Annotated in this window: 11 protein-coding genes and 1 pseudogene; 5 read left to right on the forward strand and 7 right to left on the reverse strand. The window is 58.6% G+C overall.

The genetic code is table 11. The features are described 5' to 3' along the window. The first annotated feature begins 367 nt into the window (after positions 1-367). The 5 genes and pseudogenes from colR to ACZYSM_RS12140 all read left to right on the forward strand — a co-directional run bounded on the left by colR (position 368) and on the right by ACZYSM_RS12140 (position 3,681). Positions 368-1,051, forward strand: coding sequence for a two-component system response regulator ColR (gene colR / locus ACZYSM_RS12120; protein WP_489071723.1), 684 nt, complete (start codon positions 368-370; stop codon positions 1,049-1,051). After that, positions 1,041-2,321, forward strand: a complete 1,281-nt coding sequence (locus ACZYSM_RS12125; RefSeq protein ID WP_489071724.1) for a sensor histidine kinase — start codon at positions 1,041-1,043, stop codon at positions 2,319-2,321. The genes colR and ACZYSM_RS12125 overlap by 11 nt, the downstream gene beginning before the upstream one ends. Before the next feature lie 199 nt (positions 2,322-2,520). Further along, on the forward strand, positions 2,521-3,204 hold the full coding sequence (locus tag ACZYSM_RS12130; RefSeq protein WP_489071738.1) for a class I SAM-dependent methyltransferase: 684 nt from the start codon (positions 2,521-2,523) through the stop codon (positions 3,202-3,204). Between the two features lie 109 nt (positions 3,205-3,313). Further along, a pseudogene (locus ACZYSM_RS12135) lies at positions 3,314-3,454 on the forward strand (lipopolysaccharide kinase InaA family protein); the annotation flags it as partial. Then, positions 3,454-3,681, forward strand: a complete 228-nt coding sequence (locus tag ACZYSM_RS12140; RefSeq protein ID WP_489071725.1) for a hypothetical protein — start codon at positions 3,454-3,456, stop codon at positions 3,679-3,681. The pseudogene ACZYSM_RS12135 and the gene ACZYSM_RS12140, both read left to right, overlap by 1 nt. A gap of 58 nt (positions 3,682-3,739) precedes the next feature. On the opposite strand, the gene ACZYSM_RS12145 is transcribed toward ACZYSM_RS12140, so the two are convergent. The 7 genes from ACZYSM_RS12145 to ACZYSM_RS12175 all read right to left on the reverse strand — a co-directional run bounded on the left by ACZYSM_RS12145 (position 3,740) and on the right by ACZYSM_RS12175 (position 15,676). Further along, a complete protein-coding gene (locus tag ACZYSM_RS12145; RefSeq protein WP_489071726.1) occupies positions 3,740-6,763 on the reverse strand; it encodes a multidrug efflux RND transporter permease subunit in 3,024 nt (1,007 codons plus the stop codon). A gap of 13 nt (positions 6,764-6,776) precedes the next feature. Then, positions 6,777-7,928, reverse strand: a complete 1,152-nt coding sequence (locus tag ACZYSM_RS12150) for an efflux RND transporter periplasmic adaptor subunit (RefSeq protein WP_489071727.1) — start codon at positions 7,926-7,928, stop codon at positions 6,777-6,779. Positions 7,929-8,173: 245 nt separating this feature from the next. After that, positions 8,174-9,271 carry a DUF1513 domain-containing protein gene (locus ACZYSM_RS12155; protein ID WP_489071728.1) on the reverse strand — a complete coding sequence of 366 codons (1,098 nt, stop codon included), beginning with the start codon at positions 9,269-9,271 and terminating at the stop codon, positions 8,174-8,176. A gap of 14 nt (positions 9,272-9,285) precedes the next feature. After that, positions 9,286-10,350, reverse strand: a complete 1,065-nt coding sequence (locus tag ACZYSM_RS12160; protein ID WP_489071729.1) for an imelysin family protein — start codon at positions 10,348-10,350, stop codon at positions 9,286-9,288. A gap of 41 nt (positions 10,351-10,391) precedes the next feature. After that, positions 10,392-11,819, reverse strand: coding sequence for a di-heme oxidoreductase family protein (locus tag ACZYSM_RS12165; RefSeq protein ID WP_489071730.1), 1,428 nt, complete (start codon positions 11,817-11,819; stop codon positions 10,392-10,394). Between the two features lie 268 nt (positions 11,820-12,087). Next, complete coding sequence (locus ACZYSM_RS12170) at positions 12,088-13,431, reverse strand: imelysin family protein (RefSeq protein WP_489071731.1); 1,344 nt, start codon at positions 13,429-13,431, stop codon at positions 12,088-12,090. A gap of 193 nt (positions 13,432-13,624) precedes the next feature. Then, the gene (locus tag ACZYSM_RS12175) at positions 13,625-15,676 is read right to left on the reverse strand and encodes a putative bifunctional diguanylate cyclase/phosphodiesterase (RefSeq protein WP_489071732.1); all 2,052 of its coding nucleotides are present in this window, start codon (positions 15,674-15,676) and stop codon (positions 13,625-13,627) included. Positions 15,677-16,219: the final 543 nt, after the last annotated feature.

Here is a 16,219-nt window from a genome sequence, read left to right on the forward strand (position 1 = left end):
AACAGGTGAGGCCGCACTGAATCAGCGGGTCGCTGGCCGTAGCCCGGGACTCTCCGTTAATCCAGATGAGTGATTGGCAAAACACGGCGGATTAGCAGGAAAACCACGAGCCAGGAGCCGGTCACAAGCAGCAGAAAGTGCACGAGCGCTTTCTTGAAAAAACCATCGACAACATTCCTGATATCAATCATGCCAGAGTCTGGTGCCGACACTGTAATCGGGTTGTGAATCGAGAGTGAAAAACTTGTTAAGCCCATTCTGCGCGGTGCTGACACGGCTTGCCGGTACTGACAGCCCTAGCCGTGAGTCACACTTGGCCTTAAGCTGCGCGAGCCAAACGGCCGTTACTGTGTACGGAGGAGTGCCCATGCGAATTCTATTGGTTGAAGACAACCGCGATATCCTGGCCAATCTGGCCGACTACCTGGGGCTTAAAGGCTATACCGTAGATTGCGCTCAAGACGGTTTGTCGGGCCTGCACCTGGCGGCGACCGAGCACTACGACTTGATCGTGCTCGACATCATGCTGCCCGGTATCGACGGTTACACCCTTTGCAAACGACTGCGCGAAGATGCCCGTCGTGATACCCCGGTGATCATGCTCACCGCTCGTGATCAACTGGATGATCGTCTGCTGGGCTTCAAGTCAGGCGCCGATGATTATCTGGTGAAACCCTTCGCGCTGTCTGAGCTGGCGGCGCGGATCGAGGCGGTCATGCGTCGTGCTCAGGGGGGAGGGCGGCGGACCTTGCAGGTGGGGGATCTGAACTACGACCTCGACACCCTGGAAGTGACCCGCGAAGGACGTTTGCTCAAGCTCAACCCAGTGGGGCTCAAGTTGCTGGCGGTGCTGATGCAAAAGAGTCCTCACGTACTGCGTCGCGAAATTCTTGAAGAAGCCCTGTGGGGCGATGACTGCCCGGACAGCGACAGCCTGCGCAGCCATGTTCATCAGCTGCGTCAGGTGATCGACAAGCCATTCGCTAAACCGCTGCTGCAAACCGTACATGGCGTCGGCTATCGCTTGGCCGAGGGTCGTGATGGAGTTTAAGCAAAGCCTTGCCCAACGAATCATCATCGCCTTTGCGTTGATGAGCGCATTGGTTGCAGGGGCATTCGCCCTAGGCATCGTGGCAACGGTGCATCTGGTTGAAGCGAAGTTGATTTCAGCAGGCCTGGGCGGTGATCTGCAGCGTCTGCTGTTGATGGACAGCATCGAGGATTGGAGCCATCGGCCGGAACCGGACCAGTTGTTCTATTTCAGCGGTGGGCGTGGCGATTTTGAGTTGCCCAAGGATCTGCGCAGTCTGGATGCGGGTTTTCACGAAGTATTTCGTGAGCATTTGTCGTATCACGCCATCGTCGAGATCGTCGATGGCAGGCGTTATGTGTTGCTGCAGGATCAAAGTGGTTTTGAAGATCGTGAACGGGTGCTGTTCGCGGTAGTGCTGGTGGGCTTCGTGCTGAGTCTGGCGCTAGCGGTGTTCCTTGGCTGGGTCCTGGCACGCAAGGTAATGGCACCGGTGGTGCGGCTGGCTCGCCAGGTTCGGCATCGCGATCAGTTACTCGGCCTGGCACCACCGTTGGCACCCGATTATGCCGCCGATGAGGTCGGTGAACTGGCGGTGGCCTTCGACGCCACCTTGGGGCGTTTACGTCAGGCGCTGAGTCGTGAGCGTCTGTTCACCAGCGACGTCAGTCACGAATTGCGCACCCCGTTGATGGTGTTGGCCAGCTCCTGCGAACTGCTGCTGGAAAATCCTTGCATCGACCCGCGTGGTCGCGCTCAGGTCGAACGGATTGCCCGCGCCTGCGAAGAGATGCGCGAACTGGTCCAGACCTTCCTGATGCTGGCGCGTGCCCAGCGCGAAGATGCCAGCATGTCGCCCCAGGTGACCTTGAATCTGGTAGCCGAGGACCTGATTGGTCTGTGGCGTGAACCCATTGAGGCCAAGGGGATTGAGCTGATCTATGACCCCGACAACCCGCTGGATACCCGATACAACGCGACGTTCTTGCATGCGGTGATGGGCAATTTGTTGCGCAATGCGCTGCACTACACTGACCGTGGCTTTATCCGCCTGACGCTGGAACCTGGCGGCTTTGTGGTAGAGGACAGCGGTGTGGGGATTCCCGAAGAAAAACGCGAGGCGATGTTCGAGCCGTTCGTGCGCGGCAACGAAAAGCGTGGCGAGGGCCTGGGCCTGGGTCTGTCACTGGTGCAGCGAATCTGTGAAAACCAGGGCTGGAGCGTCAGCCTCAGCACAATGGAGCCCAATGGCTGCCGGTTCCATGTCGAGCTGAACCCGGCTAAAAACTGATTCCTTCTCGTGCCCAGGGTTCTTCCGGGCACGCTTTACCGCAGTTTTTATCGGGCCGTGGCCGCAATGCTATTGCGGCCCTTCTGTAAAACCCTGAAGTACATCAACGTTGGTGGGGACGAAGTTTTCACAACGCGATGACCTGACGCTGACATGTCCCTACCTAAGGTGGCCTCATCAGTTACAGGAGACGGCGATTATGGATTGCCCGATAAAACTTGATTTTTCCAACACGTACGATGAACAGCACGCGCAAGAGTACTTGCTCAAACACCAGGACGGCTTAGCCCGCAGGTTGTCGCACAAACGCGATGGGCAACTGGCACGAAAGGCTCTGGCGCTGGCGGGAGAGCCAAGCCTGGTGCTCGATTTGCCTTGTGGTGCAGGTCGTTTCTGGCCGTTACTGGCAGAAAAGCAGAATCGTGTGATCATCGGTGCCGACAACTCTGCGGCGATGTTGGAGGTCGCAACGCGAGCCCAGCCCGTCGAAGTGGTAAAGCGGGTACAACCCTTGCAGACATCAGCATTCGACATCAGCTTGCCGGATAACGCTGTCGACAGCATTTTTTGTATGCGTTTGCTCCATCACATTGGCGAATCTGCTCATCGGCTCGCCCTGTTGCAGGAGTTTCAGCGGGTTACCCGCGACAGCGTCATTATCTCTCTTTGGGTCGATGGCAACTTCAAGGCCTGGAAACGCAAGCGCATGGAGCACAAGCGCAAGCAGGAAACGGGGCAACAAGACGGTTACCAAAATCGATTTGTGATACCAGCAGCCACGGTAGAAGAAGAATTCAAACAGGCCGGTTTTCGCATTCAGGAACATTTGGACTTTTTCCCGCTCTACGCCATGTGGCGGGTTTATGTATTACGCAAGAGGTAACAGGATGGCAGTGGAAGATGTCTCAGAAAAGGACGTAGCTCTTGAGGACCGCTTTGACTATTTCCGGGGCCTGCGCGGTGAGTGGGTGGAAGAACCCAATAGTCGCGGGCAACGCTTGACTCGCAAACGTGCCGCCGTCCACGACATGAAACAGCGGCGCCGCCATTCGTCGTGGAGCCCTACGGACTGGCAAAAACTCAGCTACCGTTATATGACGGCGTTTGGCAGCGCTATCAAAGGTTTAGAGTAATGAAACTAGAAATTGCGCGAGGTTTATTTTTGGCAGGAGCCTTGGCAGTTGTTTCTCTGGCGGTGGTTGCTTGGGAGCAACCACGCACCAAAGTCCTCAGTGCAATGCACGGTGACGCGCATTGCCCCTTGCCTCGGGTAGCCAAGGCATCCGTTGCAAGTAACCCCGACCATGATTTTTTGCTGTTCATGTTCGGTCTTTCTCAAGGAAAGAGGCCACAAAGTTGAAGATAATAAAACCCAAATAAAAGGCCTCGCAGTGCGAGGCCTTTTATTTTTCGGTCGACTATTTATCTGGCTTGGCCAGCAGGGTGTAAACACAAGGCAGCACGAACAAGGTGAACAGCGTGCCGATCGACATCCCGGTCGCGATCACGGTACCGATATCGAACCGGCTGACGGCGCCCGCGCCGCTGGCGATGATCAACGGCACCATGCCGAACACCATCGCCGCCGTGGTCATTAACACCGGTCGCAAGCGAATTGCCGCGGCTTCTTCCACGGCTTCTCGAGATGACAGGCCCTTGTCTTTGCGTAACTGGTTGGCAAACTCAACGATCAGGATGCCGTGCTTGCTGATCAGGCCGATCAAGGTCACCAGTCCGACCTGGGTATAGATGTTCATACTCGACCAGCCGAGGAACAGCGGGATCAGCGCGCCGCAGATCGACAAGGGCACGGTCATCAGAATCACCAGCGGATCACGAAAACTCTCGAACTGTGCCGCCAGCACCAGGAAGATGATGGCCAGCGCCAGGGCAAAGGTCGCCCACAGTGCGCTGCCTTCCTGAACGAATTGCCGGGCAGAGCCGCCATAATCGAAGGCATAGCCCGGTGGGGCTTCTTCCCGGGCGATCTGGCGTACGGTTTCGATGGCTTCACCCATGCTGACGACTGGAACGCCTGAAATCGTCGCCGCGTTGAGCTGCTGGAACTGGTTCAGCTGGCGCGGTCGAGCCCGGTCGGTAACGGTGATCAGTGTCGACAAGGGCAGCAGTTCGCCCTTGGTGTTCTTTACGTAGTAGTTGCTCAGCCAGTCGGGGTTGTCGCGGTAGGCTCGTTCGACCTGGGCAATGACCTTGTAGCTACGGCCTTCAATAGTGAAACGGTTGATTTCCGCCTCACCCAGCAATATCGCCAGGGTCCCCCCCAGGTCCTGCATCGAAACCCCCATTTGCGCCGCCTTGGCGCGGTCGATATCGACCACCACCTCAGGCTTGTCAAAGGCCAGATCGATGTCGAGAAAGGCGAACTTGCCGGATTCCAGCGCACGCTTTTTCACTCGAATGGCCAGTTGCAACAGAGACTCGTAATCCTTCGGGGTGTTGATGATGAAGGCGAACGGCAAGCCCTCACCGGTACCTGGCAAGGACGGCAGGTTAAAGCCGAACACCTGAAGCCCGGTGACGGCAGCGAGTTTGCGCTGAACTTCCGGGAGGATTTGCATCTGAGTCCGGCGGCGTTCGTTCCACGGTTTGAGCAGGAAACCACCGATCCCCGATTGCACGCCGTTGAAGCCATTGATCTGGAACGATGAGTAGTACTCGGGAAACTCCTTGAAGATCGTGAGGAACTCATCGGTGTAGGTGTTGAGGTAGTCGAGGTTGGTTGGTTGCGGCGCGTTGGCAATCATGAAAATGACACCCTGGTCCTCATTCGGTGCCAATTCAGATTTGGTGAATTTCAGCAGCACCGGAATCAGGCACAGGACGATCACCGCGAACACCAGCACCACTGGCCGCGTATTGAGTGTGCCGTGCAGGATGCTTTGATAGCGGCGTTTGAGTCCTTCGAAGATCCTGTCCAGACGATGGGCCAGGCCCGACGGGTTCTCATCGTGGCGCAGGAGCAGGGCGCACATCATCGGCGAAAGGGTCAGGGCGATGACCCCGGAGATCACCACTGCACCGGCCAGGGTCAGGGCAAACTCCTTGAACAACGCTCCAGTCAGGCCTGTGAGAAATCCGATTGGCGCGTAGACCGCGGCCAGTGTGATAGTCATCGAGACCACCGGCATGGCGATTTCCCGAGCACCCTCGATGGCGGCATCGAGCGGTGTTTTGCCTCCTTCGATGTGTCGGTGGATGTTTTCTACCACGACGATCGCATCGTCCACCACCAGCCCGATGGCCAGTACCATCGCCAGCAGGGTCAGCAGGTTGATCGAGTAGCCCATCAGTTGCATGAAGAACATTACGCCGATCATCGACAGCGGGATGGTGACCACCGGAATCACGACCGAACGCAGGGAACCGAGGAACAGGAACACCACGACAATCACGATCAGCACCGCTTCAAACAGGGTTTTCACCACCTCATTGATCGACGCCTGAATGAACAGCGTGGCGTCATAGGCGATCTCCGCTTTGAGGTTCGGCGGCAGCTGGGACGCCAGCTCTGGCATGATCTTGCGCACTTCCTTGATCACGTCCAGCGGGTTGGCAGCGGGGGTTGCCTTAATGCCGATATACACCGACGGCGTGCCACCGAAGGAGCTGATGGTGTCGTAGTTCTCGGCACCCATTTCCACCCGCGCCACATCGCTGAGTAGTACCCGGCTGTCGCCGTCGATTTTCAGCGGGATGGCGGCGAAGGCCTCGACGGATTTAAGCTCGGTATTGGCGTTGATACTGGTGACCACGTATTCGCCTTTCACCTCGCCAGCCGCCGAGAGGAAGTTGTAACGGCGTACCGCATCGGTCACGTCAATGGCGCTGAGGCCGTAGCCGGCAAGTTTGACCGGGTCCAGCCACAAGCGCATGGCGAACACCTGGTTGCCGAGAATCTTCGCTTCGGCCATGCCCGGCAGCGTCGCCAGTTTCGGCTGGATCACCCGTGACAGGTAGTCGGTGATCTGAGGGTTGTTCAGGTCCTTGCTGAAGAAGCTGATGTACATCAGCGCCGAGGCGCCCAAAGCTTCCTTGCTCAGCACTGGGTCTTCGGCGTTCTGGGGCAGTTGGTTCTTGACCTCGTTGGCCTTGGCCAGCAGCTCGGTGAACAGCCGGTCGCTGTTGGCGCCGATTCGCGCGTAGATCGAAATCACCGAGAAATTCTGGCGGCTGACCGAGGTTATGTAGTCGATGCCTTCGGCGCTCGCCAGGCTCTGCTGCATCGGTTGGGTGATGTAACCCTGGATGGTCTCGGCGTTAGCCCCGGGGTAGGCGGTGGTCACCGTGATCAGGGTGTTTTCCATCTGCGGATACTGGCGCAGCGGCAGCTTGCTCCAGGCCTGGAAACCCAGCAGCACAATCAACAGGCTGACCACGGTGGCGAGCACCGGGCGACGGATGAACGGATCAGTGAAAGCCATGGGGATTCCTTGATCAGTTGGTGCGTGGCTGGCTTTTCTGCTCTGCTGGCAATGTCTTGTCGGCGCTGATGGTGATGTGGGCGTCGTTGTCCAGTTTGATCTGTCCGGCGCTGACCACTTGTTCGCCGTTCCGCAGACCTTTGGTGATCAGCACCAGCCCGTCTCGGCGCTCGCCGGTTTCGATAAAACGTCGTTCGGCAATCAGCACCGGTTGGCCGTTGGCGTCCTTCTCAATGCTACCGTCGGCGGCTTTTTTCTGCGCCACCACAAACAGCGAATTGCCGTAGAGGGTGTAGGTGATCGCGCTTTCCGGCACCACGATTTTCGGTTGCGGATCTGGCAGCATGACTTGCAGGCTGGCGAACATGCCTGGCAGCAACGTGCCGTCCGGATTGGCCAGGGTCGCGCGCACCAGCACGTTGCGGGTGGTGTTTTCGACTTTCGGGTTGATCGCGCTGATGGTGCCGGGGAAGTTCTGCGTCGGGTAGGCCGACACGTTGACCTGAACCGGCTGGCCGAGCGCTATTTTCGGTATCGCCTGTTCCGGCACGTAGAAGTCAACATAAAGGCTGCTCAAGTCCTGCAAGGTGGCGATCACCGTGCCGCTGGGCAAGTAGTCACCGACATCTACCTGGCGAATGCCGATGGTGCCGCTGAAGGGCGCGACGATGTGTTTTTTCGCCAGCGCAGCCTTGAGCTGATTGACCGTGGCCTTGGTCTTTTGCAGTTGCGCCGAGAGCCGGTCGAATTCCCCTTTGGAAATTGCCTGGCTGCCCACCAGTTGGCTGCCCCGGCCATAGTCGAGCTGGGCCAGACCGAGGTCGGCCTGAGCGGTTTCCAGCAGGGCACTTTCTACCGCACTGTCGAGTTGCACGATTGGTTGACCAGCATTGACCTTCTGCCCGGACTGGAACTGCACATCCTTGACCGTCCCGGCGATCTCCAGACTCAGGTTGACCCCTTGCAACGCCTTGAGCGTGCCAACCGCTGGCAGACGGTTTTGCCATGGGCGTTCAGTAGCGGTGGCCACGGCCACACTCAGCGGCGGTTTCGGTATGGAGAACACCTGGATCTGCTGATAGACGGAGAAGGCTTTGTAACCTGCGAGCAGCAGAACGATGAGCAGAACAATACCCAACATGATCAGCATGCGGCGACGCAGCATATTCCGGTTCCTTGGAAAAAAGCTGAGAAAAATGAGATATAGGGCAGGTTACTCTGACTGTGGTGGTGATTCCAGATGGCCGTTTTAACAGGTAGGCATGACGCGACCCGTAGCAGCTGGCGCAGCCTGCGTTCGGCTGCATAGCGGTCGTAAATCCTGACATTGCGGTTAGCCTGACACACCGCAGCGCATGGTTTACGACTGCTGCGCAGCCGAACGCAGGCTGCGCCAGCTGCTACGGGTGTTTAGACCAAATGCAAATGGTTGTCCCAGAGCCCTGCGGGTAGCTCAAGGGGTTTCGCAACAAGCTGTGCCTGACGACAATCGTAGAAACGGCAACGTCCCTGACCCGACGTGACGACGAAACCATCGGCTACCGCACCGACCCCGGCGCAGTCGGGTAAAGGCGCATCGAGGCGCACTTGAGCCGTGTCCAGATCCCAGATAAAGAAGCGGTTGCCCCGCGGTGCGGTGAGGGCTACCAGGCGCAACTCGCTATGCACGGCAACACTGGCGGTGTAGTGCCCCATCGCCTGCAACTGGTGTTCGGCGACCGGGAAGGCGACGAAGGGCTGACCGGGACGCTTGATCGCCAACAGTTCGGAAGACTCATGGGCATCGCCCATGAACTGTTGGCCGGCGACGATGGTACCGTCGCTGGCAATACCCAAATGGCGCACGCTGTTCATCTGCTGGGCGAGGGTTTCCTTGCTCAGCAACGTACCATCGCGCTGCATCAGCACCAGGCTTGGCTGCATGGCGTTGAGGTTCATCTCGACCCGGCTTTCGGCTTCCGTACGGATACCGCCATTGGCCACCACCAGGGTCTCGCCGTCAGGCATCCACGACACTTGATGGGGGCCGACGCCGTGGGTGGAAATCTCGCCGCTGTGCACCAGTCGCTCACCGTCGAACCGGTACACACCGAGTAGGCCGCGTCCCGGGTCCGTGGTGTCGTTTTCAGTGGCATAGAGCCAGTCGCCGCTCTTGTGAATCACCGCGTGACCGTAGAAGTGCCTGTTCGGTTGGGAGATAACGGTCTGCAACAGCGTGCCGTCCCGCAGATCGATCAGGTAACTTTCGGTCCCGGGGCGACGGGCGACGAACAGTGCAATCGGTAGCGTCGGATGATTGATGATGTCATGGCAGCGCTGACCAACCTGGGTGGCGAACACCTGGGTGCCGTCCAGACGATAACCGACGGCATAGTGCCTGCCGTCGCCATCGTCCCGCGCCGAGAGCAGCAAAGGACTTTTGTCCTTTTGCCGAAACAGCGTCCAGCCGCCCAGTGTCACTGCGCCAAGCAGCAAACTGCCTAAAGTCAAAGCCTGACGTCGCAGCATGGAGCTAACCCTCATCAGTCACCGTCGTTGGCGTTGAAGCCCAGTTGGATGCCCAGCGCTTTGGCCAGTTCGCCTTCGTGCAGGCGGTGAACGACATTGAGGCTGTCGTAGAGGTCGTTGAGTTGCTGGCGACCGGCGTCGTCGGTAAGCATCTCGGTCAGTGAGCGTTGGTTGCTGGCGAACAGTTTCAATGAAGCGGCATAGGCCGCGTCGATCTTGTCGGCCAGTGGTTTTTGTTCGCTTGGCAACAGACCGCGCAGGCCCTTGTTATCGACACCGACCCAGACGGTCTTGGCGGCAGCGAGGCTGGTCTCCATGCTTTGCAGCGAGGTATGGCTGCGCCAGGCATCGGCCTGGAACGGCTGTGGGATGCCCTTGCTCTGGCGACCCATTGGCGTACCGAGTTTTTTCTTCAGGGTGTCCAGCGCGGTCACTTGAACCCGCAGCAGATCGGCGATTGCTTCGTGGGAGTCGGCGTAACGCTGGTTCGGGAATTTGCTCATCTGCGCGAGCATGCCGTCGTTGGTGTTCCAGCGCGACAGGATCTCTTCGGCGAGGACCTTCTGGCGTTCGCCAATGGCCGTCAGCAATGGGCAGTAGCGGGCTTTCTGCGCGCTGTCGGCCATGTCGATTTTGCTGTCGAACAGGATGTACTCGTAAGCCGAGAGGCCTTGCACCACAACACTGGATTTGGCCAGCTCGGCGGCATCAATCTGCGGCTGCGCGGTGACCAGTTGCTCGACCTGACGGCCGACCAGATTCTTCTTGTCCGGCCAGAACTGCACTTGCCAGGAACGGTTGCCCTCGGCCAGCGGGCCGATCAGCAGCGGCTGTAACTCGGCCCAGGCTTTTTGCGCGTGGAGGAAGTCGGCGCGGGCGGTTTCCAGGTTTTCCTTGCCTTCACAGAAGGCCAGCGCGCTGATCGCCAATTGGCGGTCGGCTTCGACCCAGCGGCTATAGCTCGGCAGGATCACTTGTTTGGCAATGGCCGCCGAGGTGACTGCTTGTGGGTCCTGGGGCGAGCAGGCACCCAGGGCGAGTGCGGCAAGGCTGGTGAACAACAATTTGGGACGGAACATTCGGGCTCCCTTTTTTTTGGGAAAAGCTTATGGGAAATACGTTATAGAGAATTCAGGAATGCCAGCAACGCGGCGCGCTGATCGGCATTGAAAGCTAAAACCTGTTGCTGCGCCGTTTGGGCTTCGCCGCCGTGCCAGAGCACGGCTTCGAGCACGTTGCGGGCACGGCCGTCATGCAGAAATTGGGTATGGCCACTGACCGTTTGTGTCAGGCCGATGCCCCACAACGGCGGCGTGCGCCAGTCGCGGCCACTGGCCTGGAATTCCGTGCGATTGTCAGCCAACCCTTCGCCCATGTCATGCAGCAGCAGGTCGCTGTAAGGGCGAATCACTTGATTGGCCAGCTCAGGCTCTGCGGCATTCGCGGCCGTGGTGAATTTCGGTGTGTGGCAAGACTGGCAGCCAGCCTGATAGAACAGGTTTTTACCGGCCAGCACTTGCGGCGAGTTCACGTCGCGGCGGGCAGGAACGGCGAGGTTGCGGCTATAGAACAGCACCAGGCGCAGGATGTTGTCACTGACCTCCGGTTCGCCGTCCGGGCCATTGCCATTGGGTGCTTGCAGACAGGCGGTTTGTGCTTTGGTGCAGTCATCAACAGGTTTCAGGCTGGTGGTCAGGCCCATGTCGCCGGAAAACGCGTGAGCGTTTTGCTGATTGAGAGTGGGTTGGCCGGCTTTCCAGCCAAAACGCCCGAGAACGGTTTTTTGTTGCAGGTCATCCCATACCCAATTCGGTCGCCCGGCGATGCCGTTATTGTCGTCGTCTTCAGGGTCAGCATTGGCCAGAATCGCTGCATCGGGGATGGCTTCGAGCAGGCCGAGGCCAATCATCGGCGGAGCTATGCGTGCGGAGAAGCGCGTGTCCGGGTGCATCGGCCCGTAGCCGAGTTGGGTGATTGCAAGCGTAGGTTTGCGTAACTCGACTTCGGTGCCGTCCTTGAAGCGAACCGGCACGGGGTCGTAGTTGACTCGCACTTTGCCTTCCGGTGCTACGCCGGGTATCGCCATGTCCTGAAATTGCCCGCCGTAGACTGGCTCCGGCACGACGCCGAGTTGCTCAATGACTTTGGCATAGGCCGGGGCGTTGGGAATCGACAGACGTACCAGCATCGACACCGCGTTATCGGAGTCTGGTGTTGGAGGGTGGCCGCGACCGTCCTTGATGTGGCAGTTCTGGCAGCCGTTGGTATTGAACAACGGACCCAGGCCATCGCGGGCAGTAGTGGTCGACGGGGCGATCACCCACGGGCTGCGAAAGAAGCTGTTGCCGACGCTGAAATCCAGACGCCGGGTGGGCGACAGGTTGGCCGAAGGCAGGGAAAAGGCGTTCTGATCGGTCTTCCTTACTGTCGCGCTGCCACCAGAGCGCGCTTCACCGGGTTCGGCCTTGGTGAAATGCGGGGCGTCATCGCAGGCACTCAGGCCCAGGGCCATAAACAAAGTGGACAAGCGAAGCAGCAGCGAGGGCATCAGACATCCAGCAAGACGAGCAAAACAAGGGCGCAAAGTCTATCAGGGTAGGGGAGTTTGAATAAGAGGAATTAGCGTTTAGTTTGATGTGGGGCAAGGTTTGAGGGCAGAGCCGGATTTGTGTTGGCTGTTAGATCCACCCCTCACCCTAACCCTCCCGGAACGCCGGACCGCCCCAACGGGGCGAGGGTTAGGGTGAGGGGTGGTTTTGTGTCCCACAAAAAGGCGACCCGAAGGTCGCCTCTCTATTCACTCAAACAACGGGTGATCAGAACTCGTGATCAGCGTTGTCCGGGTTCAGGTCGCTGATGCCCAGTTTGCCGGCAGCCTGTTCGATCGAACCGGTCTGCTTGACGAGGGAGGCAATAGCCTCACGAACGATCTGATTGCCGGCAGTGTTGCCCGCGGCGATCAGTTGGTCGTAGTGCTCACCCTTGTTGGCGTGATCGACCATAACCTGGATCTTGGCTTCAGTTGCAGCCAGATCGGCCTTCAGTGCGGTGTCGGTTGCCGGGTCGATTTTCGCCACCAGCGAGGATAGGCTGGCGCCGGTCATCTTGGTGCCGTCTGTGCGCGTGTATTCACCCAGATAGACGTTGCGAATGCCTTTGGCATCATAGAAGTGCGAGTTGTGGGTGTTGTCGCTGAAGCAGTCTTGTTCGTCTTCTGGAGAGTTGGCTTCCAGGGAGACCTTCATGCGCTCGCCGGCGAGTTCGCCGAGGGACAGGCTGCCCATGCCGAAAAGCATTTTGCGCAAACCGGTTTCGCCTGGTTCGGCTTCCAGGGTGGCGCGGTAGTTGTCAGCCACGTTCGGTTTCCAGTTACCGACCATTTCTTCCAGGTCGCTGACCAGCAATTGGGTCACGGCTTTGAGGTAAGCGCGGCGACGATCGTTGTGACCGCCAGTGGCGCCGGCACCTTCCAGATAGTCGGAGGCTGGACGGTTACCGGCGCCAGGGCCGGTGCCGTTCAGGTCCTGGCCCCAGAGCAGGAATTCGATGGCGTGGTAGCCGGTGGCAACGTTGGCTTCGGAGCCGCCCAGCTCATTGAGACTGGCCAGTTTTTCCGGGGTGATGTCTTTCACGTCGACCTTGTCTTCGCCGACCTGAACTTCAGTGTTGGCGATGATGTTGGCAGTCGCGCCCGGGTTGCCCAGTGCGTGCTCGTAGCTCTTGTCGACGTAGTCGATCAAACCTTCGTCCAGCGGCCAGGAGTTAACCTGTCCTTCCCAGTCGTCGATGATGGTGTTGCCGAAGCGGAATACTTCACTTTGCAGGTAAGGCACGCGCGCGGCGACCCAGGCAGCGCGGGCGGCTTTCAGAGTGTCGGCGTCAGGCTTGGCAAGGAACGCATCGATTGCGGTTTGCAGGGTTTTCGCAGTGGATTCGGCATCGCTGAAGACAGCGAAGACCATGTCGGCGTAATGCGCGACAACGGCCTTGGCAGCGGCTTCGTCAACGTTACCAGCCGTAGTGGCAGCAGCAGGTGCTGCGGTGCTGGCGGCTGGAACAGGTGCTTGAGGAGCGGCAGCCTTGTCTTTGCCCTCGCCACAACCGGCGAGGGAAATAGCGATGGCCAACAGACTGGCGGTAGCCAGAGGCATACGAATCATGGCGAACATCCTGCTTCAAAAGGGGTGGACAGGCGCGCGGGCGCGCAAAGCTGCAACATAATGCGAAAGATTTGCATTATGTGTAAAGGGTTGGCGTTGGAAATATTTCTTATTTGCGCGGTGATTGCGCCTGTATATGACCTGTAGCAGCTGCCGAAGGTTGCGTTCGGCTGCTACGGTTCGTCGGCGAGTGTCAGAGGATGGCGGCGTTACTGCGTTGGGCTTGCTTCAAATAAGCGCTCAACTCGCGCGCGGGCAGAGGCTTGCTGTAGAAATAGCCCTGACCTTCGTGACAGCCTTCGGAGATGATGTAGGCCTCTTGTTCGGCGGTTTCGACGCCTTCGGCGATCACCTGCATGCCCAGGCTCTTGCCCAATTGAATGATCGCCCGAACGATGGTGGCATCGTCGTCGTCATCCAGCAGGTCCTGGACGAAGCTCTTGTCGATCTTGATCTTGTCCAGGGGCAGGCTTTTCAAATAGCTCAGGGAGGAGTAACCCGTCCCGAAGTCGTCAATGGCGATCAACGCCCCGGAACGGCGCAAGCTGAGCAAGTGCTGAGCAGCGGTGCTGATGTCTTCCATCAAGCCCGTTTCGGTGACCTCCAGCTCCAGACTGCGTGGCGGCAGGCGATACATTTGTAGCAGGTTGTTGACCACCCGTGGCAACTCGGCGTGGTGCAGTTGCACGGTGGACAGGTTGACCGCCATGCGCAGATCCGCGAAGCCCTGATCATGCCATTCGCGTAACTGGCGGCAGGCCTGATCCAGCACCCATTCGCCGATGGCGATGATCGTGCCGTTCTGTTCGGCCAGCGGGATGAACAGGTCAGGTGGCACCAGCCCGTGTTCCGGGTGCTGCCAGCGGATCAAGGCTTCGACACCGACTACGCGGTGATCGCGGTAGCTGATCTGCGGTTGGTAGACCAGATGGAACTGCTCGCGAGTGAGGGCTTCGCGCAGGTCTTTTTCCAGCTCGCGTCGGCGACGCATTTCGGTGTCGACACTGGCGATATAGAACTGGTAACGATTGCGCGAACGAGTCTTGGCCAGGGTCATGGTCTGCTCGGCTTTCTGCAGCAGCTTCTCGGTACTGTCGCCATCCTCCGGGAACAGCGTGATGCCGATGGTCGCGCGCAGGCGAATCTCCTGATGATCGAGGGCGAACGTCGCTTCCAGGTCATCGAGAATGCTTTGTGCCAGTTCGGCGGCTTCGTAAGGTTGCTCGATATCGGCCTGAACCAGCGCGAACTGGTCGCCGCCCAAGCGGGCAAGAGCTCCCAGGCGGCCGCTGTGAGCGCGCAGGCGATCGGCCAGGGCGAGCAGCAATTGGTCGCCGGTCTGGTAGCTGAATTGTTCGTTGATGCCCTTGAAGTCATCGAGGCCGACACAGAGCACGGCTACACGCCGTTGCAAGCGGCCGGCATCCACCAGAATCTTGTCCAGTTGCTGCTGCAACTGCTGGCGGTTAGGCAGACCCGTGAGAAAGTCGTACTGGGCCATGCGCAGCAGGCTGTTTTCCGCTTCATGGCGCAAGTGGGTGTTGCGCTCGATCGAGGCCAGCAATTGATTGGCGGTGTTGATCCAGATGCCCAGCTCGTTTTTTTCGTGACCTTTGAGCTGCGGAATCTTGTGTTCGCTGGGGCGATCGGGATTGATGGTGGTCAGGTGTTCGATGATCCGTGACAGCGGCTTGGTCAACAGCCAGTGATAGACCAGATACAGCACCAGGCCCATGGCCAACGCGCGAAGCATTCCGGAAATAAAGATGATTACCGAACTGACGATAAAGCCCTGACCGTAAGTCGCGGTGTCGAGGGTGATGCTGAGGTCGCCGTAATACTCGCTGTACGGGCCGCGACCTACCAACTGGGTGGTAAAGGTGCGTTCCTGACCGAGGATCAGATCGGTCAGCCAGCGGCTGGATGATTGCTGCAGTTCGCGGGTTTTTTCCGCGAGCATGGTTTCGTTGGGATGGCCGATGGACGCCATGCGCACGGCGTCATCGCGAAATAGACCTTCAATCACTTGCATGCCCATTTCCCGATCAAGGCTGTACACCGCCTGGGTCGATGGGTCGCGGAACATGTCGAGGATACGCTGGGCGTCATTGGCCACAGCCTGCCGTGTCTTATAGGCATCGAAGACGATTTGTGCGCAGCTTAGAACCACGCCGACGATCAATGCCGACAGCAATACAACCCGGAGCAACTTCACCGACAAGCTGTTTTTGAGTTCCAGCTTCAAATGGCTTTTCCTTGTTCCGTGCGGGTAGCGTCAAGTTGCCATGAGTATTGGCAATCCCGTGATGGCAGTCAAAGGGACAATCAAGCACAGGAGATTTCGCCTGTCTGCTTGGCCAAAATACGGTTTTGGCTTGCTCGGGCGATTAGTACTGTGTCGGTCGCAACCCGGTGCAACTTGAGGGTTGTGCGAGAATTTTCCCTGAATATTGATGTTAGCGTGCGATGGCGGCGGGGCAAGGGCAAATTGGATCCCTTGTAGGAGCCGAGCTTGCTCGCGATGGCGGCCTGACAGCCTGCCTGGCTCCCGCTGGTGTACACAGTTCAAATGTGGGAGCTGGCTTGCCTGCGATGGCGGCCTGACAGCCGACCTGGCTCTCGCTGGTGTACATATCCGTTTCTGCGGTAACGGCCACTTATGGTTCCGCCCTTATGTATGGACTCGCCCCCACGGTCTACCTGCTTTTCAAACACTGCTACCCGGTTGCATCTATGTATAAGGCCTGTTCGAGGAAGCTGTCTTCGGCTTCTGGCCAACATTGGTTGA

Source organism: Pseudomonas sp. F220, from assembly GCF_057813935.1.